Raw genomic sequence first — 24,784 nt, 5'->3', positions numbered from 1 at the left:
GCGCGGGCGCCCCGCCTCGTGGGAGGCGCCGGGTAGGTATGTCAGTCGGAACGGACGTGCGCCGCGAGCCCCGCGATCAGCAGGTCCAGCCCGAGCTCGAACCGCTCCTCCCCGCTCGGCCGCACCATCTCCGCCGCGTACCGGGTCAGATACGGGAACCGCTCCGGGGGCAGGTTGCGGAGGTAGTCCTCCATCTGCGTGAACATGTCGGCCACGAAGGTCTCGACGTCCATTCCGCTGGACCGCTGCTGGGAGGTGTACAGCGATCCCTCGTAGGCGTCGGCGGCGACGAGCATCCCGAGCCGGTCGACCGCGATGGCGGCCAGCCGGGGCGGCACCCCACCCTCGATCATGATGGCCAGCATGCCCTCGCCCAGGCGCATGGAGTTCGCCCCCATCGGCACGTTGGCCAGCGACACTCTCCCGATGTCGCCATGGGAGTTGAGCACGTGGTGCATGGTGAGCACGGTCTCGCGTAGTTGCTCGGCCCAGCGTTCCGGTTCGGGGGCCGGCACCTCGATCTCGGCCAGTACCCGCTCGTAGATCAGTTCCAGTAGTTCCTCCTTGTTGGCGACGTGCGCGTAGAGGGAGGCCGGTCCGGTGTCGAGTTCCTGGGCGACCTTGCGCATGCTCAGCGCGTCGAGGCCTTCCCGGCCCACGATGCGCTGCCCCGTCTCCACGATGAGGTCCTGGGTGAGCTGCGGCTTCACCGGCTTGGGGGTACGTGTCTTCCGCCACGGAGGCGCGGGCAGTGGCTCCATGACGAACAATGTACTTGACACGAACGGCGTTCGTACATAGAACAGTGTCTGCCAACGAACGCCGTTCGTCTTGAGGAACGGGGTTCGAATACAGAACATTGTTCCCCCAGGAGCCCCCCATGACGACGACCACCTCCGCCACGGCGGACACCGTGGCCTACCGGTGGCGCTGGCCCGCCCTTTTCGTGATCCTCGCCGCCGAGATCATGGACCTGATCGACGCGCTCATCACCCAGATCGCCGCCCCGACCATCCAGAAGGAGCTCGGCGGCTCGGCCAGCCTCATCCAATGGCTGATCTCCGGCTACACCCTCGCCATGGCGGTCGGGCTGATCACCGGTGGCCGGCTCGGCGACCTCTACGGCCGCAAGCGCATGTTCGTGATCGGCGCCCTCGGCTTCACCGCCGCCTCCCTGCTGTGCGGCGTGTCCGTCAGCCCCGAGATGCTGATCGCCGCCCGCGTGCTGCAAGGACTGTTCGGCTCGGTGATGATCCCCCAGGGCCTCGGCCTGATCAAGGAGATGTTCCCGCCCGAGGAGATCGGCAAGGCGTTCGGCATGTTCGGCCCCGTCATGACCATCTCCTCCGTCGGCGGCCCCGTGCTGGCCGGCTGGCTGGTCGACGCCGACCTGTTCGGCACGGGCTGGCGCATGATCTTCCTGATCAACCTGCCGATCGGCGTCGCCGCCGTGCTCGCCGCGCTGAAGTTCCTGCCGGAGTTCCGCATGTCCAACGCCACCAGGCTCGATCTGGTCGGCATGCTGATCGTCTCCGCCGCCGCCTTCCTGCTGATCTTCCCGCTGATCCAGGGACAGGAGCAGGACTGGCCCGCCTGGACGTTCGTCTCGATGGCCGGCTCGATCGTGATGTTCGCGATCTTCGGCGCCTACGAGTCGCGCCGCCAGCGTACGGGCAAGGACCCGCTGGTCACCCCCAGCCTGTTCCGCAAGCGCGCCTTCACCGGCGGCCTCGTCGCGGGCCTGTCGTTCTTCACCGGCATGATCGGCCTGTCCCTGGTCTTCATGCTGTACGTCCAGGAGGGCCTGCACTTCACCCCGTTCCAGGCCGGCCTGGCCAGCCTTCCGCAGGCGATCGGCGGCATCGTGGGCTTCGGCATCGCGATGGCCCTGGTCGCCAAGCTCGGCCGTACGCTCCTGCAGATCGGCACCGCCGTCATGGCGACCGGCGCGGGCGTGCTCGGCCTCACCATCCACCTCGCGGGACTCGACGTCAGCGCCTGGCAGCTGGCTCCCGGCCTCGCGCTGGTCGGCATCGGTATGGGCCTGACCATGGCCCCGTTCTTCGACATCGTGCTGGCGGGCGTCGAGCCGCACGAGTCCGGCTCGGCCTCCGGCACGCTGACCGCCATCCAGCAGCTCGGTAGCGCGCTCGGCGCCGCCGTGCTCGGCACGCTGTTCTTCAACCTGCTCAAGAGCCAGTGGAGCTTCGGCGACGCGATGCAGGTGACGGTGTGGGTGGAGATCGGGTTGCTGCTCGTGACCTGCGCGCTCTCCTTCCTCCTGCCCCGCCACGCTCGCGAGGAGTCCATGCACTGATCTCCGCCACGGCAGGCGCCCCGGTCACCTCATGAACGGGGCTTCGCCGTTCCACCCCTTCTTCCGGTACGGCGAAGCGGACCGCGTACGGCGGCCTCGCCCCAAAGCAAGCCCGCCGGAACAGCGAGCCCCCAGACCGCCTCGCCCAAAGCTGACGGAAGAGCGGCACCGCCCGCCTCACCCCGAAGAAACCCAACGGAACAGCGGCACCGGCCGCAGGCAAAGAAGACCCACCGGGAACAGCGGAACCACCGCCTCGCCCGGAAGACACCCCACGGAACGGCGGGCGACACCGCCGGCCTCGTCCCGAAGAAGCCCGGCAGAACGACGACGCCGAACCACCGGCTCACCCAAGACACATCCGACGGAACGGCGACACCGCCCGCCTCACCCCAAAGAAGCCCGATAGAACGGCGACACCGCCCGCATACGAGGGCCTCGTGCGGAGGGCTCGTGGCCCGAGTTCCGGGCCGGACCTCGTCGACCGGCGGCGGCCACCCCGAGGAACGCCCCTCGGGGTGAAGCGCCAGGACGGCATGACCGGCAGGAAGCGCCGCCCCCTGCCGCCTCTCCCGAGGCCCTCTTCGGCAGCGAACGACGGCGTGGACGAGACAGCCCCGCGCGGCGCGAGACACCTCGGTCGCGCATCCACCGGCATCCGCCGAAATCCGCCGGAGCCCCCGGCATCCGCCTGGGAGCTTCCGGGCGTCTGGTCAGCGACCGTCGACCCGCTGGGAGGACTCCCCGAACACCCAGGCGGAGGTCTGCGCGATGAAGTCGTGGGGGAACCCGGCGACGAAACCGGTGGCCTCCTCCAGCCGCCGCATCGCGGCGTCCGGCAGCTCGCAGTCGAGCGCGGCGAGATTGTCGGCCAGCTGGGCCGCGGTGCGTGCCCCGACGATGGGGTGGACGGCACGCGAACGGGCCCGCGTCCAGGCGATGGCCACCTGCGCGCTGGTGACATCCAGTTCCTCGGCCACCTCCTGCACCACGTTGGCGACGGCCAGGTCCTGCGCGCTGATCGACTCGGCCTTGATTCGGGTGCCCGGCCCCGCCGTACCCTGGGCGAACTTGCCCGACAGCACCCCGCCCGCCAGCGGGCTCCAGGCGGCCACCGTCATCCCGTACGCCTCGGCCATGGGCAGCAGTTCCCGCTCGATGTCGCGGTTGAGCAGGCTGTAGGGGACCTGCAGCCCCGCGAAAGGGGTCCAGCCGCGCCATTCGGCCAGCGTGTTCGCCCGGGAGACGATCCACGCGGGCGCGTCGGAGATGCCGACGTACAGCACCTTCCCGGCGCGGACCGCGTCGTCGAGGGCGCGCATGGTCTCCTCGACCGGTGTGTGCCTGTCCCACAGGTGCACCCAGTAGATGTCGAGGTAGTCGGTGCGCAGCCGGCGCAGGCTGGTCTCCAGGGAGGCGGTGAGGTTCTTGCGGTGGTTGCCCGCCGCGTTGGGGTCGGCGCCGTCGCGGGAGACGGTGTACTTGCTGGCCAGCACGAACGAGTCCCTGCGGCCGTCGAGCAGTTCGCCGAGGATCTCCTCGCTGGCCCCGCCTCGGTAGTTGATCGCCGTGTCGAGCACGTTGCCGCCCGCCTCGGCGTAGATGTCCAGCATCTTGCGGCATTCCTCGACCGGTGCGCCCACCCCGCCCTGCTCCCCGAACGTCATCGCGCCCAAGAACAGTTCCGAGACCCGCAGGCCGGTCGATCCGAACAGCCGGTAACGCATGATCAGTCCTTTCCATGGCAGGGGCGTCGACGCGCTCCCTGTCGATCATCAGCGTTCGCCCCGACTCCGTCCCTGATCCTCGCCGCGGCGATGCCACGTCCTTCGCAGTGCCTGGCGAGCCGGAGGGAGGCCCACGGGCTCAGGACGCCCGCCGCGGCGCCAGGACGGGCACCGCATTGCCTTCCACATCATTGTGATCTTTACGGCGAGGACTGTAAACGATCGCGAGCGCCACCCGACGACCGGATCCGAACGGCCCGCCCGTCAAGCCCCGGAGGCCCCGGCCGTCAGGGCCGGGCCGTCAGGGAAGGTGGCGTTCCTTCCACTGGGTGAGGTCCTGCCGCTGGATCGCGGCCGCCATGAGGTCGGGGAAGGCGTCGGGGGTGCAGGCGAACGCCGGAACCCCCAGCGCCGCCAGCGCCGCCGCGTTGTCGTGGTCGTAGAACGGCGCGCCCTCGTCCGACAGCGCCAGCAGGACGATCACCTGCACCCCGGCTCGCGTCATCGCCGCGACCCTGCGCAGCATCTCCTGGCGCACGCCACCCTCGAACAGGTCGCTGACCAGGATGAAGATGGAGTCAGCCGGCCTGGTGACCAACTCCTGACCGTAGGCGAGGGCCCTGTTGATGTCCGTGCCGCCGCCGAGCTGCGTGCCGAACAGCACCTCCACCGGATCGTGCAGCTGGTCGGTGAGGTCGACCACCGCCGTGTCGAACACCACCAGCGACGTCTTCAGCGACCGCATCGACGCCAGGACCGCCCCGAACACCCCCGAGTACACCACCGAGGACGCCATCGACCCGCTCTGGTCGACGCACAGCACCACCTCACGCCGCACGGCGCTCTGCTGCCGGGCGTAGCCGACCAGCTTGGACGGCACGACGGTGCGCCGGTCAGGAAGGTAGTGCCGCAGGTTCGCCCTGATCGTGCGGTCCCAGTCGATGTCGGCGGCGTTGCGTGGCCGGTGGGTCCTGGCCGTCCGGTCGAGGGCGCCCGCGATCGCCGACCTGGTGCGTTCGGTCAGCCTGCGTTGCAGCTCGCCCACCACCCGCCGGACGACCGCGCGTGCCGACTCTCGCGACTCGTCTGGCATGACCCTGTTGAGTGCGAGAAGGGTGCCGACGAGATGGACGTCCGGTTCGACGGCGTCGAGCATCTCCGGTTCGAGCAGCAGCCGGGTGAGGTTCAGCCGTGTGATGGCGTCCCGCTGCATGACCTGCACGACCGTGGAAGGGAAGCAGGACCTGATGTCGCCCAGCCAGCGCGCCACCCGCGGCGCCGACGCGCCGAGCCCGCCGGCCCGGTCCGGCTCGCTCTCGTAGACGGCGGCGAGCGCCTCGTCCATCCGGGCGTCGGCGCCGCGCGGCACGACCCCCGTGCCGTCGGCGTCACCGCCCCCCAGCACCAGCCGCCACCTGCGCAGCCGCTCATCCACGTGCCACCCCCAGGATCATCTGCACGGTGCGTACGGCAGGCGCCGCCCGGCCCTCGTCCACCTCGACCGGACGACCGGCCGTACCGGCGCCCGCGGCCTGCACCCGCTCCCCGATCACGCGCCGCTCCGGAGCCTCGAAGGCGGCGAAGGTACGGCGCAGCAGCGGCAGCACCTCGGTGAACTGGTCGCCGGTCAGGCCCGTCAGCCAGCCGTCGACGAGGGCCAGCAGGCGAGGGTCGTGGACGAGCATGAGCGCGCCGCCGGCCAGGAAGCCCTCGACCCACGCGGCGGACCTGGCGGGAGGGTTGCCGTGGGACATCGCCCTGGACATGCGGTCGCTCGCGTCGTCGAGGGCGAGCTGTCCGGCGTCGAGGAGGAGGCGGGTGAGACGGCCCTCGATGAGGCCGTGCGGCTCGGAGCGGTCGCACACGGCGTGCAACGTCGCCAGCCATCGGGTCTTCGGCGACGCCTTGGGGGATGCGCCGCCACCCGGCAGGTCGGACGAAGATCGGTCGGAGGTGGCCGGTTCGTTCGCGAATCCCCCGGTCGAGGGCCGATCGGGTGAGGATCGGTCTGGTGAGGATCGGCCAGGTGAGGGCCGGTCAGACTCGAGATGCTCGCCTGCGGATCGATCGGGTGAGGGCCGGTCAGATGAGAGCCGGTCAGACCGGAAATGCTCGCCTGCGGATCGGTCGGATGAGAGCCGGTCAGGTGAGGGCCGGTCAGACCCGAAATGCTCGCGTGCGGATCGCTCGGGCACCGGTGAACCGGATGAAGGCGACACCGACGCCGGCCGATCTGAAACCGGCTGTTCTCGGCCGGGCAGGGCAGCTGCGGGCTCGACAGGGGTGGGTCTGTCGTCGAACGCCCCGCGGGGGGCAGGTCGAGCTCCGCCGGGCAGGGCAGCCGAGGGTTCGGGAGGGGTGAGCCTGTCGTCGAGCGCCCGATGGGGGGCAGGTCGGGTGCCGCGGGGTTGCTCATCGGCGGGTCCTGCAGGCACGGCTGTCTCGGGAGCAGGTGCGGCAGCGGTCGGGCGGGCGGGGGTCGTGGAGGGGGCGAGGGTTGGGTCCGGAGCGCTGGAGGGATCGAGGGCCGTGGAGGGGGCGAGGGTTGGGTCGGGGGGCCTGGAGGGGTCGGGGGCCTTGGAGAACCCGGGGACCGTGGAGAACCCGGGGGTCGCGGAGGGCGGCGGGGTCATGGAAGGGCCGGAGGCCGGGGCGGAGGAGGTCGGGAAAGGGGCGGAGGCCGGGGAGGGGGCGGAGGCCGGGGAGGGGGCGGAGGCCGGGGAGGGGGCGGAGGCCGGGGAGGGGGCGGAGGTTGGGGAGGGGGCGGGGGTTGGGGAGGGGGCGGGGGTGAGGAGGGTGGCGGCGGTGTGGACGGCGTCGATGTGGGTGACCAGGGCCGCCGCCGACTCGTCGCTCAGTCCCGTCACCGCCGCCGGCAGTCCCGCGCAGATCCGGTCCAGCATCGACTCGGCCACCGCCGCCAGCCCAGCCGCCGAGGTTCCGCGCACGTCGCCGTACCGGTGGGCGCGGGCCATCGCGGGCAGGGCGGCCATGAGGTGGGTGAGGTCGGCGTCCAGCGCCGCCTTCGCCGACAGTGCCGCCAGCACGTCGGGCAGCGCCTCCCGCAGGTCCGCCAGCAGGCACCGCTCCACCAGCAGCGTCAGTCCGGCCAACCCGGCCGGATCCGCCTGTCCGGTCAGCCCCGCCCTCCCGCCCGGAGAGACCCGTCCACCCGGAGACGCCGGCCCTGCCGGAGAGACCCGTCCACCCGGAGACGCCGATCCACCCGGAGAGACCCGTCCACCCGGAGAGACGCCTCCCGGAGACGCCGGACCGGCCTCGTGCGGCGGGATGGTCACGGTTGCGGAACCATCCAGCCCCGCACCGTCCCGTCCCCCGTCGCCCGCCTCGGCGGCGAGGTCGCGGGCGTGGCGGGTGGCGGCCGACTCCACGCTGGTGCCGAGCGCGGCCGCCTCGATGAGCGTCAGGTCGAACTCCGGGCGCCAGGCCAGCCGCCACACCTCTCTGAACGTCCCCTTCCCCCGTGTCTCGGCCGGCCGGCCCCACTCCACGCCGAGCAGCCGCAGCCGGTGCAGGAGGTGGCTGCGCGCGAGGTCGAGCGGCCTGCGCAGGTCGAGGTCGAGCTCCCGCTCCCCCGGCTCGGCCTTGAGCCGCACCTTCCTGCGCTGTTCGCGCAGGTCGCGCTGGAGCGGCACCATCGGGGTGCGCTCGCTCACCGTCCCGAGGCGGTCGCTGACCACCATGCGTCGCTGGACCAGCTCGACCAGGAGTTCGTCGCCGTCGCACAGCACGGCCCGCACCGCGTCCGTCACCTCGCCGAGCCCGGCGAGCGGCCGGCCGCGCAGCGCGGCGAGCCCTTCGGCCAGCCGTACCGCCTCGATGACGTGGGCGGAGGAGACGGTCCTGCCCTCTTCGCGCAGGACGTCCGCCGCGGCGGTGAGCCAGCGTTCGACGGGCCGGTCGGGGACGGTGAACAGGTGGTGGTACCAGCCGGGCGAGGTGATGCCCGCGCCGTAGCCGCTCCACGAGGCGAGCCTGCCGTACGTCCACGGGACCCAGGTCAGTTCGGCCTTCACCTTCGGCAGCCCGCGCAGCAGCGCGTTGTCGGCGGTCGCGGACGGCAGCCGGCCGGTCAGGGCGGGGACGTGCCAGGCGCCGCAGACGACCGCGACGCGCTCGAAGCCCTCCTTGATCGCCGCGCGCAGGGATCGGCGCATGTGGGCCTCGCGGCGGGCCTCCCGCTCGCCGGGCCGGTGTCCCTCGCGGACGGCGGTCATGGCCTCGGCGATCGCTTGGAAGGGCGTGTCGCCGCGATGCTCGACGGCGTCCTCCCACCAGCGTTCGGGATCGTCGTAGCCGGCGGCGGCGGCCAGCTCGCCGAGCGGGTCGGTGTGCGCGTCGGTGCCGGGCGCGGCCAGGGTGTGGGCGGCCGGCAGGTCGATGAAGCGGACCGGGATCCCGGCCGCCGTGCCGTACAGGATGGCCTGCCATTCGGGGGAGAACACCGCGAAGGGCCAGAAGACGGCCCTGTCGCCCGCGTGCGCGAGCAGCGCCACGGGCGGCTCCATCTCGGGCGCCAGGGAGACCAGGGCGTCGGCCTCCGGCGGGCCCTCGATGAGGATCGCGTCGGGCTCGAGCCTGCGCAGCTCCTCTCGTACGGCACGCGCCGAGCCGGGGCCGTGGTGGCGGATCCCGAGCACCGAGACGGTCGCGGAGGCGGTCACGGCACCTCCCGGCAGGCGCGGTAGAAGTCTCGCCAGTCGTCGCGTTCGCGGACCACGGTCTCGAGGTATTCGCGCCACACCACCTGGTCGGACACCGGCTCGCGCATGACCGCGCCGACGATGCCCGCCGCCACGTCGGCGGCGCGCACGACGCCGTCGCCGAAGTGGGCGGCCAGCGCGATGCCGCTGGTCAGCACCGAGATGGCCTCGGCGGTGGACAGGGTGCCGCTGGGCGACTTGAGCTTGGTGCGCCCGTCGTGGGTGACGCCTTCGCGCAGCTCGCGGAAGATGGTCACGACCCGGCGGATCTCGGTGAGGTCGGCGGCGGTCTCCGGGAGTTCGAGCGAGCGGCCGAGCTCGGCGACGCGGCGGGTGACGATGGCGACCTCCTCCTCCGCGCTGGCGGGCACGGGCAGGACGACGGTGTTGAAGCGCCGCCGCAGCGCGCTGGACAGCTCGTTGACGCCCCGGTCGCGGTCGTTGGCGGTGGCGATGAGGTTGAAGCCGCGCCTGGCCTGGATCTCCTGGTTGAGCTCGGGAATGGGCAGCGTCTTCTCCGACAGCACGGTGATCAGCGCGTCCTGGACGTCGGACGGCATCCGGGTGAGCTCCTCGACCCTGGCGATCCTGCCCTCGGCCATCGCGCGCATGATCGGTGAGGGGGTGAGCGCGTCGCGCGAGGGGCCCTCGGCCAGCAGCCTGGCGTAGTTCCAGCCGTAGCGGATCGCCTCTTCGGCGGTGCCGGCCGTGCCCTGCACGAGAAGCGTGGAGTCGCCGCTGATGGCGGCGGCCAGGTGCTCGGACAGCCACGTCTTGGCGGTGCCGGGCACGCCGAGCAGCAGCAGCGCCCGGTCGGTGGCCAGGGTGGCGACGGCGACCTCGACGATGCGGCGCCGGCCGATGTACTTGGGCGTGATGCGGTCGCCGTCGCCCAGCAGGTAGGTGGTGACCGCCCACGGCGACAGCCGCCAGCCGGGCGGCCTGGCCCTGTCGTCCTCCTTGGCCAGCAGCGCCAGCTCCTCGGCGTAGTGGTCTTCGGCGTGCGGTCGCAGAACGGTCGTCACGTGAGCTCCTTCATCATCGCGGCGCGGAATCCCAGCAGGCCGGAGACCTCGCTCAACCCGTCGGCCAGGAAGCGGTCGGCGGGGTCGATCCGCTCGCCTGCCATCCTGGCCAGCTCGTCGAGGTTCCACGGCTGGGTGGCGGCCACCTTTCTGATCTTGGTGAGGACGGCGTGCGTCAGCCCACGCCCCCAGGGCGCCGAGGCGCCGCCCAACACCATGATCATCTGGCCGTCGACGCCGTGCCGCCGCACGAAGTCGGCGGCCACCTCGTCCTGGTCGCCGGGCGGCAGCACGGCCAGCAGGTCGGCCAGCGGATCCCACGCGAACAGCGCCCTGGCCCACACCGGGTCCCGTTGCAGCACGGTGGCCCGCACCCAGCCGGAGCGCACCTCCCGGTCCCACGCGGGGATGGTCATCCTGAGCATCGCCGGGTCCCACATCCGCAGCGGCGCCCTGGAGACGACCTGCTGCAGCCACCAGGCCCGCTCGCCGGTGCCCCGGGGCGGTCTGGCCCTGACGCCGTCGCGCTCCATGCCCGGGTCGCACGCGGCGGGCGGCTCTACGACGATCCTGCCCTCCCGTACGGCCAGGCAGCGGGCGGCGCGCTCGGCCATCCTGGCCGCGAGCCGGGAGCCGGGCAGCCTGGTGAGCAGGTCGGCGGCCTGCTGGCGCACCTCCCTGCGCCGGTCGTCGAGCACGCTCTCGAGGAACGGCTCGTCGGCCATCGACAGCCCCTCGCCCAGCACGGTCAGGAACTCAGCCCGGTCGTCGGGCGTCTCCTTCTCCCACGCCTCCTCCAGCAGCCGCCTGGCCGCCGCGGGATCGCGTGCGCGCAGCTCCCCGAGGTAGGCCATGCGGTCGCCGTGACCGCCGAGCTCCCAGCTCTCGCCCGTCGGCTCGGCCAGCAGGTAGGACCACGCGGGGTTGAGCCCGGCCAGCCACCTGCCGCGCCGTCCCGCCAGCACTCCCAGCGACGGCCTGATCGACCGGTCTCGCGCGCCCTTGTCGAGGAGTTCGGGCAGCAGCCGGGGCGGCACCCTGCGCCCGGTCGCCGCCGCCACGGCCAGCCACTCGGGCAGCAGGCGCGGCTGCTCGCCGGCCAGGATCCTGGCCAGGCGCGCGGCGGCCGCCGCGCCGACCTGCTCCTGGTCCTCCTCGGGCGCGGGCGTGAGCGCGGGGCCCTCCGGAGGTTCCGGCAGCCGGCCCGCCCTGCGCCGGACCAGCTCGGCGGCGGCGTCGGCCAGCAGGTCGCCGGGGTACGGCCGGCGGTCGGTGCCGACCAGCGCGGCCGACACCAGCTCCTCCCACGCCTCGCTCACAGGATCACCGCCTGCCCCTGCTCGTCCCAGGCGGTCAGCGGCACCAGGCCGCGCGGGGTCCATTCGGCGGCCACGGTCAGTGGCCGGCCGCCCGACACGGCGATCAGCCGCCACGGCGTCTCCAGCCTGGGGTGCAGTCGCAGCCCGCCGAGCCGGCCCGCCGAAGGGACGACGCCCGCCAGGACCAGCGGCCACGACTCGGTCCACGGATCGCCGGCCAGCGCCGCCGCCACCTGCTCGAGCGCCTCCCGCTCGGTCGTGCCGGGCGGGGGCGACGGCGGGCGGGGGCCGTCGTGCCGGGCCGACACCAGCGCCCGCAGCGGGGCGGCGCCCGGGTAGAAGGCCAGGCAGGCGTCGACCACGTCGCCGGTGGCCAGGGAGTCGTCGAGCGCGTGACCCACCGGCGCGAACGTCAGCACCAGCGCCGCCCGCCCCGTGGCCCGGCCCTTCAGCCAGACCCGCCGCGCCACCAGCCGGTCGCGCGTCTCGTCGCGCCTGCCGACCACGTGCCACAGGTCGCGTACGCCGGGCCCGGCCAGCACCTCCTCGCGCGGGATCGGGAAGCCCACCCTGGTGCGGACCGTCCTGGCCAGGTCGCCGGGCAGCTCGCCGGACCTGCGGTAGCCGACGGCCAGCAGGTGGAGCAGCGCGTACTCCTCCAGCAGCCGCTCCGGCCAGCCGGCCGCGGCCCTGATCCCGCCGAGCCGCCCCACGGCGCCCGCCACGCCCGGCGCCTGGGCGTCGACCAGCCGCCTGGCCAGCTCCGCCCACTCACGCTCGCCCGCGCCGGCCAGACCGTGGCGCACCTGGTCGGCCAGCCACCGCTCCAGCTCCGACAGCCCGGCCGCCACCCGCGTGTGGCGCGCGCCGGCGGCGGCGTGGCTCGACCGTTCGTTCACCTGCCGCACCCTAGCGACCCCCTCCGACAATTCCGCCACGGATGCGATGATGATCGCCATGTCAGGCGTCGAGTCGGCGGTGATCGCCGCGGGAAAGGCCATCGCGGAGCGGGCGGTGCGCGAGTGGCTGTCCGCCCGTGGCGCCAGGGAGCAGCGTGCCGCGGAGCTGAAGGAGCTCGTGCAGAGCGCGTTCAGGGACCGGATCCTGCGCAGGCGGTTCGACAACCAGGTGGAGGGCATCGCCCTCGCGGTCGAGGACCGGTTGAGGGCTCTGGTCGAGCAGGAGTTCCGCGGCCTGGAGGACCACGACCGCGCCGCGGTGCTGATGGAGGTCGTGGACGGGTTGCGCCGGGCCGACCTGTCCGACGCGGCCGTGCTCGGCGCGGACGGCGACGCCGTACGGCTGGCCGAGCGGGTGCGCGCCGCGCTGCCTCCGCCGAGGCTCGGCGAGGCGCAGGACCGGCTGTACGAGGTGCTGCTGGCCGAGTCGCTGGAGTGCCTGGTCAGGATGATCCAGCAGCTGCCGCAGTTCCTGCCCAGGGCCGCGGCCGAGACCCTGTCACGGCTGTCGGGCCTGGCCGAGCAGGTGGAGCGGCTGCTGGCGCGCATGCCGGTCCGCACGCTCGAAGCGCCCGAGGGGCGACAGGACGACGCCGCGTTCGAGCGCCGCTACCTCGACCACGTCAGCCGGGTGCTGGACCAGGTGGAGCTGTTCGGGGTGCGCGTGGAGAGCTTCCGGCCGCGCACCTCGCTCAGCGTCGCCTACATCAGCCTCAGCGTCTCCACGGCCGAGCCGGGGAAGGCCGCGGCCCCGCCGCCGCTCGCCTCGCTGACCGGACGGCACGAGCCCGACCCCGCGACGCTCCGGATCGAGGCGGCGCTCGGCAGGTCGCGGCTGACGCTGCTGCGCGGGGAGGCGGGTTCGGGCAAGAGCACGCTGCTGCGCTGGCTGGCGGTGACGGCGGCGCGCGGCGCCTTCTCCGGCGAGCTGGCCGGGTGGAACGGCTGCGTCCCGCTGATGGTCAAGCTGCGCAGCCACGCCGACGGCCGCCTGCCCGGCCCGGACGCCGTCCTCGACGACGTCGCCCAGGAGATCGCGGGTCTCGCGCCGCGCGCCTGGGCCGAGCGGGTGCTGCTGTCGGGGCGGGGCCTGCTGCTGGTCGACGGGGTCGACGAGCTGCTGGTACGGCACCGCCCCGCCGTACGGCAGTGGCTGTCGAGGATGCTGGCCGCCTACCCGGGCACCAGGGTCGTGGTGACCTCCAGGCCGGCCGCCGCGGAGGGCAGGTGGCTGGCCGACGAGGGCTTCGCCGCCTGCCAGCTCGAACCGATGACGCCCGGCGACCTGCGGGAGCTGGTCCGGCAGTGGCATCTGGCGATGCGCGACTGCCCGAGCCTGCCGTGCGAGCCCGACGAGCTCGACGGGTACGAGGGCGCGCTGCTGGCCCGTCTGGAGAGCAACGCCCACCTGCGCGTGCTGGCCACCACCCCGCTGCTGGCCGGCATGCTGTGCGCGCTCAACCTGGACCGGCGCAAGCAGCTGCCGCGCAGCCGGATGGGCCTGTACGACGCGGTGCTCGGGATGCTGCTCGAACGCCGCGACGCCGAGCGCGGCATCACCGACGACATCGTGCTCGACCCTGAGCAGAAGGTGTGGATCCTGCGGGACCTGGCCTGGCGGCTGGTGTCGATGGGACGTTCGGAGCTGTCGAAGGCCACGGCGCTGAAGCGGGTGGGGCAGCGGCTGGGCTCCATGACGCGGATGCCGTACCGGGCCGAGGAGGTGGTCGAGCATCTGCTGCGCAGGAGCGGCGTGCTGCGCGAGCCGGTGCCGGGACGGATCGACTTCGCGCACAAGACGGTCCAGGAGTACCTGGCGGCCGGCCAGCTCGCCGACGACGAGGACGTGGAGGCGGCGGTCGAGCGCGCCCACCTCGACCAGTGGCGCGAGGTCGTGATCATGGCGGCCGGGCACGCGACCGGCCGGCTGCGCCACGAGCTGCTGGCCGGGTTGCTCGACCGGGCGGCGCGCGAGCCCCGGCACGCCAGGCGGCTGCGGCTGCTGGTCGCCTCGTGCCTGGAGACCATCCAGGAGATCCCGGTGGAGCTGCGTGACAGGGTCGAGGAGTGCCTGGCCGCGGTGATCCCGCCGCGGAACGAGGACGAGGCGCGGATGCTCGCCGCGGCGGGCGAGGAGATCCTCCGGCGCCTGCCCCGGCCCCTGGAGGGCGTGCCGGACCGGGCCGCCGCGATGGCGGTCAGGACGGCGTGGCTGGTCAACGGCCCGGCGTCGCTGGACCTGCTGGCCGCCTACGCGCCCGACGGCCGCGACTGCGTCAACGAGGCCCTCCAGGAAGGCTGGCGGTTCTACGACCCCGAGGAGTACGCGCGCAGGGTACTGGCGCTGGCCCCCCGGTTGTGGCTGGGGGTCATCGGCGATCCGTGGCTGTTGCCCGGCCTGAGACATCTGGACGTGCAGGACAGCCTGCTGATCACGGCGCCGGTCACGGATCTGGGCTTCCTCGACGGCCTGCGGGAGCTGCGGAGCCTGCAGCTCTACGAGCTGGGCACGGCCGAGCTCGACCCGTTGCGCCGGCTGCCGCTGCTGGAGTCCCTCTTCCTCTTCTTCGAGGGCCTGCCGGCCGTCGACTTCGGCGCCTTCCCCGAGCTGGGCTCGCTGCGGGAGCTGTCGCTGTGGGGGACGGTGAGCGCCGACGGCCTCGGATTCCTCGACCGTTTCGCCGGGTTGCGCAAGCTCGGGCTCGAGGTGCCGGACGGCGGCCTGTCGTCGCTGAGCAGAGCGCTGGAGGCCCTGGCGCTCGACTGCCGCGGCCAGGCGTTCGACCCGCGGTCACTGGCCGGGGTCACCGGGCTGACCACCCTGCTGATCGAGGGCGCCGCGGACATCGCCGGCAGCGTGGCCGAGATCGCCGCGCTCTTCCCCGGCCTGCAGCAGCTCGGCCTGACGGGCACCGCGGGACCCGCCGGCCTCGACGCGCTGGAGCGGCTGCCGCTGTCGTGGCTGGAACTGGGCGGCCCCTGGGTCACCGACCTGGACTGGCTCCCGGACGGACCCAGCGACCTCACGGTCCTGCGGCTCATCGGCACCGCCGTGGCCGACCTGAGGCCACTGGCCGGGACGGACCGGCTGACGCTCCTCTACCTCGAACGCTGCGACCAGGTGAAGGACCTCAGCCCGCTCGCGCGGCTGACCGGGCTGGAGACCCTCCACCTGCGCGACATGCCCGACACCCTCGACCTCGCGCCGCTGGCCGGCCTGGACCACCTGACCGTGCACCGGACCTAGACTCGCCCCATGGAGCTGATGATCTATCCGGACGGCCCCGTCACCGAGGTCGCCGACGAGGCGGAGGCGCTGGCCAGCGGCCTGGAAGGCCAGCTCGTCCTCGACCGCACGCGCTTCCTGCGCCGCGACGTCAGGGGCGACGCCGTCGCCTTCGTCCAGCGCCCGCCGATCGCCGCGGCGCTCGACCTGCTCCCCCACCCCGAGGGCGGCTGGTACCGGCAGACCTGGAAGAGCGCCGTCACCTTCGAACCCGAGGGCTACGACGGGCCGCGGGCCAGCGCGACCGGCATCTACTTCCTCCTCCAGCCGGGCGAGGAGTCGGTGCCGCACATGGTCAGGTCCGACGAGATCTGGCTGTGGCACCGGGGCGGCCCGCTCGCCCTGACCATCGGCGACGAGCAGGTCCTGCTCGGCCCGGCCGTCGAGGAGGGACAAGTCCCGCAGGCCAGGGTGCCCGCCGGGGTGTGGCAGGCCGCGCGTCCCGCGGGTGACGAGGAGGTGCTGGTGAGCTGCGTCGTCTCCCCCGGATTCGAGTTCGCGGATTTCACCGCCTGAAGGCGGTGTTTCCCGCAAGTCGTGCGGAATGATTGGCTTGCGGCAGGAAGAACCACAAGGAGGTCACCGGTGACCCGTCAGATCGTCTCCGTCGTCGGCGGCAAGGAAGCCGCCGCCACCACCACCTACGACTCGACGAACCCCGCCGACACCGCCCAGGTCGTCGCGCGCGTGGGCCTCGCGGACGCGGCCGCCTTCGCCGCGGCCTGCCGTACCGCCAAGGAGGCGCAGCGGGAGTGGGCGCGCACGCCGGCGCCGGTCCGCGGCAGGGTGATCGCCTCGATCGGCCGGCTGGTCGAGGCGAACGCCGAGGCGCTGGCCAGGCTGGTGACCGAGGAGATCGGCAAGCCGTACGCGGAGTCTCTCGGCGAGGTGCGCGAGATCGTCGACACCTGCGACTTCTTCCTCGGCGAGGGCCGCAGGCTGTACGGCCAGACCGTGCCGTCGGAGATGCCGGACAAGAACCTGTTCACCTTCCGCAACCCCGTCGGCGTGGCCGCGGTGATCACCGCCGGCAACTTCCCGGTGGCGGTGCCGAGCTGGTACCTGGTGCCCGCGCTGCTGTGCGGCAACGCCGTGGTGTGGAAGCCCGCCGAGTACGCCGCGGCGTCGGCGCACGCGATGTACCAGCTGTTCGCCGCCTCGGGCCTGCCCGACGGCGTGCTCAACGTGGTCTTCGCCGACGGCCGGGAGACCTTCGAGGGGCTGGAGACGGCTCTGGGCGAAGGCACGGTGCAGAAGGTCGGCTTCACCGGCTCCTCCGAGGTCGGCAGGAAGATCGGCGAGCTGTGCGGCCGTCACCTGCAGTCGCCCTGCCTGGAGCTCGGCGGCAAGAACCCCATGGTGATCATGCCGGACGCCGACCTCGACCTGGCCGTCGAGGGCGCGCTGTTCGCCGGCTTCGGTACGGCGGGCCAGCGCTGCACCAGCCTCGGCACCGCCATCGTGCACGAGTCGGTGCACGACGAGTTCGTCGAGCGCTTCGCCAGGGCGCTGGCGACGGCCGAGATCGGCGACCCGAAGGGCGAGGTGCTCGCCGGGCCGCTGCTGGACGGCAAGTTCGCCGACCGGTTCGAGGAGTTCCTGACCTGGGTGCAGCCGCACCACACGGTGCTCACCCCGCAGGGCAGGATCAGCGCCGCCAACCCGCGCGGCTCCTTCACCGGCGACGGCGGCATCTACTACCACCCGACGATCGTCGACGGGGTCAGGCCGGGCGACCGGCTGTTCATGGAGGAGACCTTCGGCCCGATCGTCGGCGTCACCACCTTCAGCACCCTCGACGAGGCGATCGAGCTGGCCAACCTGCCCGGTTACGGCCTGTCCTCCTCGATCTACACCACCGACCCGCGCAGCGCCTTCCGCTTCCGCGAGGGCATCTCGGCGGGCATGGTCAGCGTCAACAACTCCACCAGCGGCGCCGAGGCGCACCTGCCGTTCGGCGGCAACGGCAAGTCCGGCAACGGCAGCCGCCAGTCCGGGATGTGGGTGCTCGACCAGTTCACCCGCTGGCAGGCGATGAACTGGGACCACTCGGGACGGCTGCAGAAGGCCCAGATGGACGTCGCCGAGATCACCCCGGACCTGGAGTTCCGTATCTGAGTTGATCTGGGTCGAAGCTGCGTCAACCCGGGTGTGGAAAAACCACATCCGCTCCTCCGCAGGTCGGTGCCGGGCTGTGTCACGATGACGACGCCTGCGATTACGGGGAGAAACCGATGCGTGACGATCCGATGCTGCCCGCGCCTGTGGCCCGCATGCTGGAGGAGTACCGCCAGCTGCTCGCCGATCACGGAATGACATGGGGCGAACCCCCCATCGCCTATGTCAGGGTCATGAGCCAGTCGCGGTTCGTGGACGTCGGCCCCTTCTGGCGGGAGGCCCGGCGCCAGGCCAGGCAGCAGGCCCCCGGGGCCGGCCCCGCCGAGCTGCAGCGCCTGGAGTGCGAGCTCGACTACGACGAGGTGCTGCGCGGCGCGCTCGGCCCCGTCCCGCCGGAGGGGCTGGCCGTGCTGCGCCTCACACCCGACGGCCACGACCTGCGCGGCCGTACCCGGGCGGTGGTGGGCGGCACGCCGCTGCCGCTCACGCTACTGATCGACAGCGCCTGCGACCACGCGGCGTGGGTGACGGTCGGCGACCAGGAGTACGAGGTGCCCGCCAAGGGCGCGCGCCTGATCGAGCTCGACACGGCGGCCGACGTGCGCGTCGACGGCCGCGGCCTCGACCTGTCCGGCCTGACCAGGAGCGCGCCCAGGGCGGCGCTGCGGCTGCGGGCCGGCTTCCCGTGCCGGTGGAGCGTGTGGAACGCCGACGGCCAGGGCTGGTACCCGCCAGGGGTGCCGCCCAAGCGCGACTTCAACGGCGTGCCGTACTTCCACGGCGACGATCTGATGCTCTTCGTCCCGGCCGAGCCGCTGACGGTCAGGGTGACGCGGGGCATGGAGTACGGCTGGGCGGAGACCTCGCTCACCCCTCCCGAGCACATCGAGACGCTGGTCGAGCTGACCCCCAAGCGCATCTACGACGCCGCGGCCAGAGGCTGGTACGGCGGCGACCTGCACGTCCACCTCAACTACGTCGGCGACCTGGTGGCGCCGCCGCAGTGGGCGGCCGACTCCCAGCACGGCGAGGACCTCCACGTGCTGAGCCTGCTGGCCGCGAACGTCTCCGGCGAGCGGGTGCTGGACAAGGAGGCGCTGGAGCACTGGGCGGGCCAGGACCTGCCGTGGTCGGACGCCACCCACGTGGCCAGGATGGGGGTCGAGCACCGCAACGACCTGTTCGGCCACCTGCACGCCTTCGCGCCGGCGGCCCCGCCGTCGCTCTACGCCACCGGGTTCGCCGGCGCGCCCGACTGGCCGCCGACGACGGAGGCGCTGAGAGAGCTGCGCGAGCTGGGCGCGCTCGTCGGCTACGCGCACGCCTTCCGCGGGCCGACCGAGACCCCCGAGCAGCTGGTCGGCACGCCCGGCTGCACGGCCAGGATGGCGGTCGTCGACGCGGCGCTCGGCCTGGTCGACGGGTTCGAGCTGCTCCACTTCTCCTGCGCCACGGGGTCCGCGCGGGCCTACCGACGGCTGATCGGCGCGGGCAACCGGCTGGCGGCCGTCGCCGGCACCGACTCGATGCTGACCTACACCAGGCAGCGCATGGAGATGGTGGCCAGCCCCGTCGGCTGGGAGCGCACCTACGCGCGGGTCGAGGGGCCGCTGACCGCGGACTCCTACGCCGACGCCGTACGGCGGGGCCGCACGTTCGCCACCACGGGGCCCTTCCTGGAACTGCTGGTCGACGGACAGGGGCCGGGCGAGACGCTGAACCTCACGCCGGGCCGGACGGTGCGGGTGACGGCCCGGGTGATCGGCCCTGAGGTGGAACGGCTGACCGTGCTGACCGCCGACGGGGAGCTGGCCTCGACGTCGGGCTCGGAGGTGAGCGCGGAGCTGGCCGTGCAGTGGCCGACGTACGTGGTGGCCGTGGCGGAAGGAGGCGCGCATCCCCGCTCGCTCTTCACGCACGTCTACGCGCACACGAGTCCGGTGTACCTCGACGTGGAACATCGGCGGGTGGCCAGGGAGGACGACGTCATGTTCTGCCTGCGGTGGATCGAGCTGCTCGAAGAACTGGTGAGAACGGCGGCCAGATTCGACGAGCAATGGCAGATGGACGATTACCTGAAGGCGATAGAAGAGGCGCGCCGCATTTATCGGGCCCGGCTGGCCATATAGCTTTTCGGCAATCGTCTGGCCTCGCCGGCGACCAAGCGCCTCCTGGAGGAGATCATGACGTCCACCACCTGGCCCGTCTACAGCCCGTTCGCCAAGGAGCACTTCTACCGAGGCAAGGAAGTAGGCATGGAGGAGGGCAGGGCACAGGGCCGAGAGGAAGGCCGGGAAGAAGGCCGCGAAGAGGGCCGGGAAGTGGGCCGCGAGGAAGGCATGGCGCGGGGGGAAGCGCATTGTGTGCTCATGCTCCTCGAGCACCATGGCGTAGCCGTTTCCGAGGAGGTCCGTCAGCGCATCCTCAGCTGTAACGACCTGGAACAGCTCGCGCAATGGGTCCTGCGCGCGGGCGCCGTCACCACGACTGACGAGCTCTTCGGCTAATCACCTCCAACCACCTTCCACAGAGCCCATCGCTGTTTCCGGCGTTGGGCTCTTTGCTTTCCGGCAGTGTCGATTTGTTCAGCTCCCTGGAAGGATGTGTATTTCTCCGGGGAGGGAGTCGAGCCATCCGATGAGGGAGGCGCCCTGCCGTTCCATGATGCCGGGGTCGCGCAGGGCGTTGGCCAGCAGGGACATGCCCTGGTAGGCGCCCACCATCGTCAGGGCGAGGCCGTCGGGTTCGGGCAGCCCCAGGTCGCGGAACTGGCGTTCCACCCAGTCCAGGAGGAGCCGGATGACCCGCCCGGCCTCGACGTCCAGGCCGCCCTCGGCGCGCTTGTCCAGCTCGACGGCCAGCGTTCCGGTCGGGCAGCCGTAGCGGGCGGCGAGATCGCGCTGGCTGACCCATGCCGCCACCAGGCCCTTGAGCCGTTCCATGGGATCGGGAAGCTCGTCCAGCCGTCCGATGAGGATCCCCAGCTGCCGGGCGTGCTCGCCGAGCGCGGCCGCGACGAGTTCGTCCTTGGTCTTGAAGTAGTAGTACACGTTGCCGACCGGGACGTCGGCGGCTCGGGCGATGTCGGCGATGGTGGTCCGCTCGGCGCCCTGCTGATGCACGACCCGCGCGGCGGCCGCCATCAGCCGCTGCCGCTTGGCGCTCGCGGCCCGCACCCGGGAACCCTTCGAGTCAGTCACCTGACTCACTATAGGCGCCCGTGGCATGCCGCCAGTATGGGTGGACGAGACGGCGGACTTGAACCTCCAGCAGGGGGAGGCGCGAAGGTGAGGGCATGCACGACGACACGCTCTACTCGATCGGCGACCTGGCCCGGCGCACCGGGCTGACGGTCAAGACCGTCCGGTTCTACTCCGACCGGGGAATCGTGCCGCCCACTGACCGCAGCCCTGCCGGTCACCGTCTGTACGGCATCGACGCCGTCGCCCGCCTGGACCTCGTGCGCACGCTGCGCGACCTGGGGTTGGATCTGCCCACGATCCGCAGGGTCGTCGACCGGGAGGTCTCGCTTCCCGAGGTCGCCGCCATGCACGCCGAGGCGCTGGCGGTGCAGATCCGCACGCTACGGCTGCGGCGGGCGGTGCTGACGGCGGTGGCCAGGCGCGGCTCCACCCCGGAGGAGATGGATCTCATGCACAAGCTGGCCAAGCTGTCCGAGGACGAACGCCACGTCCTGATCGACGACTTCCTCGACACCGTCTTCGGCGGTCTGGAGGCCGCCGCGCCGGAGTTGGCGGGTGTCCGGCGCTCGATGACTCCCGAACTGCCCGACAACCCCGAGGCCGAGCAGGTGGAGGCGTGGGTGGAGTTGGCCGAGCTGTCCCAGGACCCGGGTTTCCGCGCCGGCATGCGCCGGATGGCCGAGGAACATGCGGCCGAGCGCGCCAACGCCGGCGGGCCGGGACCGCGCCGCGATCTCGCCGCTGTCGTCCGGGACCACATCGCGCCGGCCGTGGCGAGCGGCGTCGACCCGGCCTCCCCCGGCGCCGAGCCGATCGTCGGATCGCTCACGGCCCGCTACGCGCGCCTCCTCGGCCGGCCGGACGGGGCCGAGGTCGGGCGGCTGCTGCTGGCGCGGCTGGAGAGCATGAACGATCCTCGCCGGGAGCGATACTCGCGGCTTCTCGCGGTCGTCAACGGCTGGCCGGCGCCGGAAAGCCTGGCGCCGGTGTTCGGCTGGTGCATCCAGGCGCTGCGCGCCCGCGCGGAGCCGTAGCCGACCGCACTCCACAGGGTCGGCCTCCACCTCGATGCGCACCCGGACGAACGGGGAGCAGATCCACCTCGACGCGCGCCCGGACGAACGGCGAGCAGATCCACCTCGACGCGCGCCCGAACGAACGGCGAGCAGATCCACCTCGTGACGGGCGACGGCTTGGCGGGTTTCGTGCCACACTGCCTGCGCGGCGCCGACAGCATCAAGGGGCGAGGGGGAGTGACGCGGATGGGCTTGGCGGTCGAGAGCCGATCGTCCGACTCGCCGTACATCGAGCGGGTGTGGCGGAGCAGCAGCGACGACGTCGGCCGCATGACGTCGGTCGCGACGGCGCGCTTGGATCTGGTCTTCTGGGACCACCGCGGCCAGATCCACGTCGCGGTTCAGGGCCCGGAGTCGAAGGCGAGCACGGCCCCCGTTCCCGAGGACGCCACGTTCTTCGGGATCATCTTCTCGCTCGGCACGTCGATGCCCCATCTTCCGGTCGGCGGACTCGTCGACGGTTCGGTGGAGCTCCCCGATGCGACGCGTAGGTCGTTCCGGCTGAAGGGTTCCGCCTGGCGCCTTCCCGACTACGACAACGCCGAGGAGTTCGTCGGGCGGATGGCACGTGAGGGGGTCCTGGACCGTGACCCGATCGTCGCCGCAGTGCTTCGTGACGGGTCGCCGGAGGTGTCCGAGCGCACCGTCCAGCGGCGCTTCGTGGCGGCGACCGGGCTCACGCGCGGCGCCGTCCGGCAGATCGATCGGGCCAGGCGGGCGGCGGTCCTCATCCAGGAGGGCGTGCCGGCCCATGATGTGATCCACCGGCTCGGGTACTTCGACCAACCGCACCTGGCGCGGTCGCTGGCCCGCTATGTCGGGCGGACCGCCACGCAGTTGCGCGACCGGGACGCGCCGGAGCCGCTGTCGCTTCTGTACAAGACGTGAGCGCCGCTTCCGCCTAGTCTGCCGGTCGCGGGCCACCGTCAGAGGAGGATCGCGCGGCCGGCGTCTGCAGCCGCGACACGTGCGGCGAGCGTGCCTGCCGTACATGCGGCGTAGGTGCCTGCCGCGACATGTGCGGCGGTGCCTGCCGTGGCGCCCTCCTCGTCACCCACGACGACCGAGGAGCAGAGCATATGGGCAGGATCGTTTCGAACTTCTTCATTTCCCTGGACGGCGTGGTCGAGTCGCCGGACCAGTGGCACTTCCCGTACTGGAACGACGAGATGGGCGCCGCGGTCGAAGCGGGCATGCAGCGCGCGGCGGCGTTCCTGATGGGCCGCAGGCTGTACGAAGAGTGGTCCGCGTACTGGACGACGACGGACAACGACCAGGACGCCGCCGCGTTCTTCAACAACGTGCGCAAGTACGTCGTGTCGAACACCCTGGAGAAGGCGGACTGGAACAACACCACCGTCGTCTCCGGTGACGTGGTGGCCGCGCTGCGCGAGGTCAAGGAGCGGACGGACGGCGACATCCAGATGTCCGGCTCGGCGACGACCGTGCGGTGGCTGCTGGCCAACGGGTTGCTCGACGAGCTGAACCTGCTGGTCCACCCGATCGCCGTCGGCCATGGCCGGCGGCTGTTCGAGGACACCCCGACCCACCGGCTGAAGCTCACCAGGTCGGAGACGTTCACGACCGGCGTGCTCAACCTGAGCTACGTTCCGGACGCCGGCTGACTCGCCGGACGCCGTCATGGTGCGGCGCGCACGGGTCCATGCTCGGCCCCTGCCAGGCCGGGCCGAGCCGGGCGGGCCTGGGCCGAACCGGCCGGGACGGGCCGAGGCCGGGGCTGGGGCTGAGGCTAGGCCGGGACGGGCCGAGACCGGGGCTGGGATGGGCTGGGGCTGAGGCTGGGGCTGGGGCTGGGCATGAGGAAAGCCCACCGCTGCCGGAACAGCGGTGGGCTTCTTCATGTTCGACGAACCAGCGCACCGATGCGCGCGGCCGATCCGAGCCGGAGTTCGGGGACCCGCCGGGCCGTCAGACCCGGCCGGTCTGCCGTCAGACCTGGCCGGCCTTCTCCAGGGCGGTGCAGCAGGTGTCCACCAGCAGGCGGGTCACCACGTACGGGTCGACGTTGGCGTTCGGGCGACGGTCCTCGATGTAGCCCTTCTTGTCCACCTCGACCTGCCACGGAATGCGCACCGAGGCGCCGCGGTGCGAGACGCCGTAGGTGTACTTGTTCCACGGCGCGGTCTCGTGGTGGCCGGTCAGGCGGGACTCGATGCCGGAGCCGTACTGGGTGACGTGCTCCATCGGCTTGTCGCCCTCGCCGAGCGCCTCGCAGGCGGTGATGATGGCGTCGTAGCCTTCGCGCATCGCCTTGGTGGAGAAGTTGGTGTGGGCGCCGGCGCCGTTCCAGTCGCCGCGGGCGGGCTTGGCGTCGAGCGTGGCCTCCACGCCGAACTCCTCGGCGGTGCGGTAGAGCAGCCAGCGGGCGATCCACAGGTGGTCGGAGACCTCGAGCGGGCCGGCCGGGCCTACCTGGAACTCCCACTGGCCGGGCATGACCTCGGCGTTGATGCCGGAGATGAGCAGGCCGGCGGCCAGGCAGCGGTCGAGGTGCAGCTCGACGATCTCGCGTCCGAAGATCACGTCAGCGCCGACGCCACAGTAGTAGGGGCCCTGCGGGGCGGGGAAGCCACCCTCGGGGAAGCCGAGCGGGCGCGAGCCCTTGAAGAAGGTGTACTCCTGCTCGATGCCGAACCACGACTCCTGCTCGGCGAAACGCTCGGCGATCGGGCGGAGTCGCGCACGGGTGTTGCTGGCGTGCGATTCGCCGTCGGTCTCCTCGACCTCGCACAGGACCAGGATGTTGTCACCGCCGCGGATCGGGTCGGGGCAGGTGAAGACGGGGCGGAGCACACGGTCGGAGGAGTGGCCCACGGCCTGGTTCGTGCTGGAGCCGTCGAAGCCCCACAGCGGCGGGGTGGCGCCGTCGGCAAGGATCTTCGTCTTCGAGCGGAGCAGAGCCGTGGGCTCGGTGCCGTCGATCCAGATGTACTCAGCCTTGATGCTCACGGCGGTCCTTTCGGGGTGTTTCTCAGCCACGCCGAGATTCGCAGTGCGCCGTTTCGCGGT

The 24,784-nt window shown here is 72.3% G+C and carries 19 protein-coding genes and 1 pseudogene; 9 read left to right on the top strand and 11 right to left on the bottom strand.

All coding sequences use genetic code 11. The features are described 5' to 3' along the window. Positions 1–41: 41 nt before the first annotated feature. Positions 42–761, bottom strand: coding sequence for a TetR/AcrR family transcriptional regulator (locus tag ACWDLG_RS32075; RefSeq protein WP_449927228.1), 720 nt, complete (start codon positions 759–761; stop codon positions 42–44). Positions 762–880: 119 nt separating this feature from the next. On the opposite strand from ACWDLG_RS32075, the gene ACWDLG_RS32070 reads away from it, so the two are divergent. Next, the gene (locus ACWDLG_RS32070; protein WP_449927226.1) at positions 881–2,317 is read left to right on the top strand and encodes an MFS transporter; all 1,437 of its coding nucleotides are present in this window, start codon (positions 881–883) and stop codon (positions 2,315–2,317) included. A gap of 713 nt (positions 2,318–3,030) precedes the next feature. Here the strand turns inward: ACWDLG_RS32070 and ACWDLG_RS32065 are convergent. From ACWDLG_RS32065 to ACWDLG_RS32035, 7 genes and pseudogenes are all read right to left on the bottom strand, one after another. After that, positions 3,031–4,044: an aldo/keto reductase gene (locus ACWDLG_RS32065; RefSeq protein WP_449927223.1), complete on the bottom strand. Its 1,014-nt coding sequence runs from the start codon at positions 4,042–4,044 to the stop codon at positions 3,031–3,033. A gap of 301 nt (positions 4,045–4,345) precedes the next feature. After that, positions 4,346–5,479 (bottom strand): VWA domain-containing protein, encoded by a 1,134-nt coding sequence (locus ACWDLG_RS32060; RefSeq protein WP_449927221.1) that lies wholly within the window; start codon positions 5,477–5,479, stop codon positions 4,346–4,348. After that, positions 5,472–6,677, bottom strand: coding sequence for a DUF5682 family protein (locus ACWDLG_RS32055; RefSeq protein ID WP_449927737.1), 1,206 nt, complete (start codon positions 6,675–6,677; stop codon positions 5,472–5,474). Before ACWDLG_RS32055 ends, ACWDLG_RS32060 begins: the two co-directional genes overlap by 8 nt. A gap of 165 nt (positions 6,678–6,842) precedes the next feature. After that, a pseudogene (locus ACWDLG_RS32050) lies at positions 6,843–8,729 on the bottom strand (DUF5682 family protein); the annotation flags it as partial. After that, a complete protein-coding gene (locus ACWDLG_RS32045; RefSeq protein WP_449927218.1) occupies positions 8,726–9,793 on the bottom strand; it encodes an AAA family ATPase in 1,068 nt (355 codons plus the stop codon). The gene ACWDLG_RS32045 and the pseudogene ACWDLG_RS32050, both read right to left, overlap by 4 nt. Next, positions 9,790–11,112 (bottom strand): DUF5691 domain-containing protein, encoded by a 1,323-nt coding sequence (locus ACWDLG_RS32040; protein ID WP_449927215.1) that lies wholly within the window; start codon positions 11,110–11,112, stop codon positions 9,790–9,792. The genes ACWDLG_RS32045 and ACWDLG_RS32040 overlap by 4 nt, the downstream gene beginning before the upstream one ends. After that, complete coding sequence (locus ACWDLG_RS32035; protein WP_449927211.1) at positions 11,109–12,011, bottom strand: hypothetical protein; 903 nt, start codon at positions 12,009–12,011, stop codon at positions 11,109–11,111. Before ACWDLG_RS32035 ends, ACWDLG_RS32040 begins: the two co-directional genes overlap by 4 nt. 58 nt (positions 12,012–12,069) lie before the next feature. Between ACWDLG_RS32035 and ACWDLG_RS32030 the strand changes: the two genes are divergently transcribed. The 5 genes from ACWDLG_RS32030 (at position 12,070) to ACWDLG_RS32010 (ending at position 19,982) form a co-directional block, all read left to right on the top strand. Continuing rightward, positions 12,070–15,318, top strand: a complete 3,249-nt coding sequence (locus tag ACWDLG_RS32030) for an NACHT domain-containing protein (protein ID WP_449927208.1) — start codon at positions 12,070–12,072, stop codon at positions 15,316–15,318. A 9-nt stretch (positions 15,319–15,327) separates the two neighbouring features. After that, positions 15,328–15,873 carry a cupin domain-containing protein gene (locus tag ACWDLG_RS32025; RefSeq protein ID WP_449927205.1) on the top strand — a complete coding sequence of 182 codons (546 nt, stop codon included), beginning with the start codon at positions 15,328–15,330 and terminating at the stop codon, positions 15,871–15,873. Positions 15,874–15,942: 69 nt separating this feature from the next. Next, on the top strand, positions 15,943–17,475 hold the full coding sequence (locus ACWDLG_RS32020; protein ID WP_449927202.1) for an aldehyde dehydrogenase family protein: 1,533 nt from the start codon (positions 15,943–15,945) through the stop codon (positions 17,473–17,475). 116 nt (positions 17,476–17,591) lie between these two features. Next, a complete protein-coding gene (locus tag ACWDLG_RS32015) occupies positions 17,592–19,604 on the top strand; it encodes a CehA/McbA family metallohydrolase (protein ID WP_449927199.1) in 2,013 nt (670 codons plus the stop codon). Positions 19,605–19,658: 54 nt separating this feature from the next. Continuing rightward, on the top strand, positions 19,659–19,982 hold the full coding sequence (locus ACWDLG_RS32010) for a hypothetical protein (protein WP_449927196.1): 324 nt from the start codon (positions 19,659–19,661) through the stop codon (positions 19,980–19,982). Positions 19,983–20,060: 78 nt separating this feature from the next. Here ACWDLG_RS32010 and ACWDLG_RS32005 read toward each other — a convergent pair whose 3' ends face one another. After that, a complete protein-coding gene (locus ACWDLG_RS32005) occupies positions 20,061–20,675 on the bottom strand; it encodes a TetR/AcrR family transcriptional regulator (RefSeq protein WP_449927193.1) in 615 nt (204 codons plus the stop codon). Between the two features lie 95 nt (positions 20,676–20,770). Between ACWDLG_RS32005 and ACWDLG_RS32000 the strand changes: the two genes are divergently transcribed. Next, a complete protein-coding gene (locus tag ACWDLG_RS32000) occupies positions 20,771–21,712 on the top strand; it encodes a MerR family transcriptional regulator (protein WP_449927191.1) in 942 nt (313 codons plus the stop codon). Positions 21,713–21,940: 228 nt separating this feature from the next. Beyond that, positions 21,941–22,642: a helix-turn-helix domain-containing protein gene (locus ACWDLG_RS31995; RefSeq protein WP_449927188.1), complete on the top strand. Its 702-nt coding sequence runs from the start codon at positions 21,941–21,943 to the stop codon at positions 22,640–22,642. A 38-nt stretch (positions 22,643–22,680) separates the two neighbouring features. Here ACWDLG_RS31995 and ACWDLG_RS31990 read toward each other — a convergent pair whose 3' ends face one another. Further along, positions 22,681–22,833, bottom strand: a complete 153-nt coding sequence (locus tag ACWDLG_RS31990; protein ID WP_449927185.1) for a hypothetical protein — start codon at positions 22,831–22,833, stop codon at positions 22,681–22,683. Between ACWDLG_RS31990 and ACWDLG_RS31985 the strand changes: the two genes are divergently transcribed. Beyond that, positions 22,834–23,379, top strand: a complete 546-nt coding sequence (locus ACWDLG_RS31985; RefSeq protein ID WP_449927182.1) for a dihydrofolate reductase family protein — start codon at positions 22,834–22,836, stop codon at positions 23,377–23,379. A 325-nt stretch (positions 23,380–23,704) separates the two neighbouring features. Here ACWDLG_RS31985 and glnII read toward each other — a convergent pair whose 3' ends face one another. Next, positions 23,705–24,724 carry a glutamine synthetase gene (gene glnII / locus ACWDLG_RS31980; protein WP_449927179.1) on the bottom strand — a complete coding sequence of 340 codons (1,020 nt, stop codon included), beginning with the start codon at positions 24,722–24,724 and terminating at the stop codon, positions 23,705–23,707. Between the last annotated feature and the right edge of the window lie 60 nt (positions 24,725–24,784).

The sequence above is a fragment of the Nonomuraea sp. NPDC003727 genome (assembly GCF_053586935.1).
The sequence above is the reverse complement of the archived record's forward strand: the minus strand, read 5'-3'. Positions and strand labels throughout refer to the sequence as shown.

Excerpts from the sequence above, each read along its gene's own strand:
- ACWDLG_RS32015 (WP_449927199.1), top strand. The coding sequence starts at position 17,592 with ATGCGTGACGATCCGATGCTGCCCGCGCCTGTGGCCCGCATGCTGGAG.
- ACWDLG_RS32075 (WP_449927228.1), bottom strand. The coding sequence starts at position 761 with ATGGAGCCACTGCCCGCGCCTCCGTGGCGGAAGACACGTACCCCCAAG.
- ACWDLG_RS32065 (WP_449927223.1), bottom strand. The coding sequence starts at position 4,044 with ATGCGTTACCGGCTGTTCGGATCGACCGGCCTGCGGGTCTCGGAACTG.
- ACWDLG_RS31995 (WP_449927188.1), top strand. The coding sequence starts at position 21,941 with ATGGGCTTGGCGGTCGAGAGCCGATCGTCCGACTCGCCGTACATCGAG.
- ACWDLG_RS31985 (WP_449927182.1), top strand. The coding sequence starts at position 22,834 with ATGGGCAGGATCGTTTCGAACTTCTTCATTTCCCTGGACGGCGTGGTC.
- ACWDLG_RS32000 (WP_449927191.1), top strand. The coding sequence starts at position 20,771 with ATGCACGACGACACGCTCTACTCGATCGGCGACCTGGCCCGGCGCACC.
- ACWDLG_RS32010 (WP_449927196.1), top strand. The coding sequence starts at position 19,659 with ATGACGTCCACCACCTGGCCCGTCTACAGCCCGTTCGCCAAGGAGCAC.
- ACWDLG_RS32070 (WP_449927226.1), top strand. The coding sequence starts at position 881 with ATGACGACGACCACCTCCGCCACGGCGGACACCGTGGCCTACCGGTGG.
- ACWDLG_RS31990 (WP_449927185.1), bottom strand. The coding sequence starts at position 22,833 with ATGCTCTGCTCCTCGGTCGTCGTGGGTGACGAGGAGGGCGCCACGGCA.
- ACWDLG_RS32030 (WP_449927208.1), top strand. The coding sequence starts at position 12,070 with ATGTCAGGCGTCGAGTCGGCGGTGATCGCCGCGGGAAAGGCCATCGCG.
- ACWDLG_RS32055 (WP_449927737.1), bottom strand. The coding sequence starts at position 6,677 with ATGACCCCGCCGCCCTCCGCGACCCCCGGGTTCTCCACGGTCCCCGGG.
- ACWDLG_RS32025 (WP_449927205.1), top strand. The coding sequence starts at position 15,328 with ATGGAGCTGATGATCTATCCGGACGGCCCCGTCACCGAGGTCGCCGAC.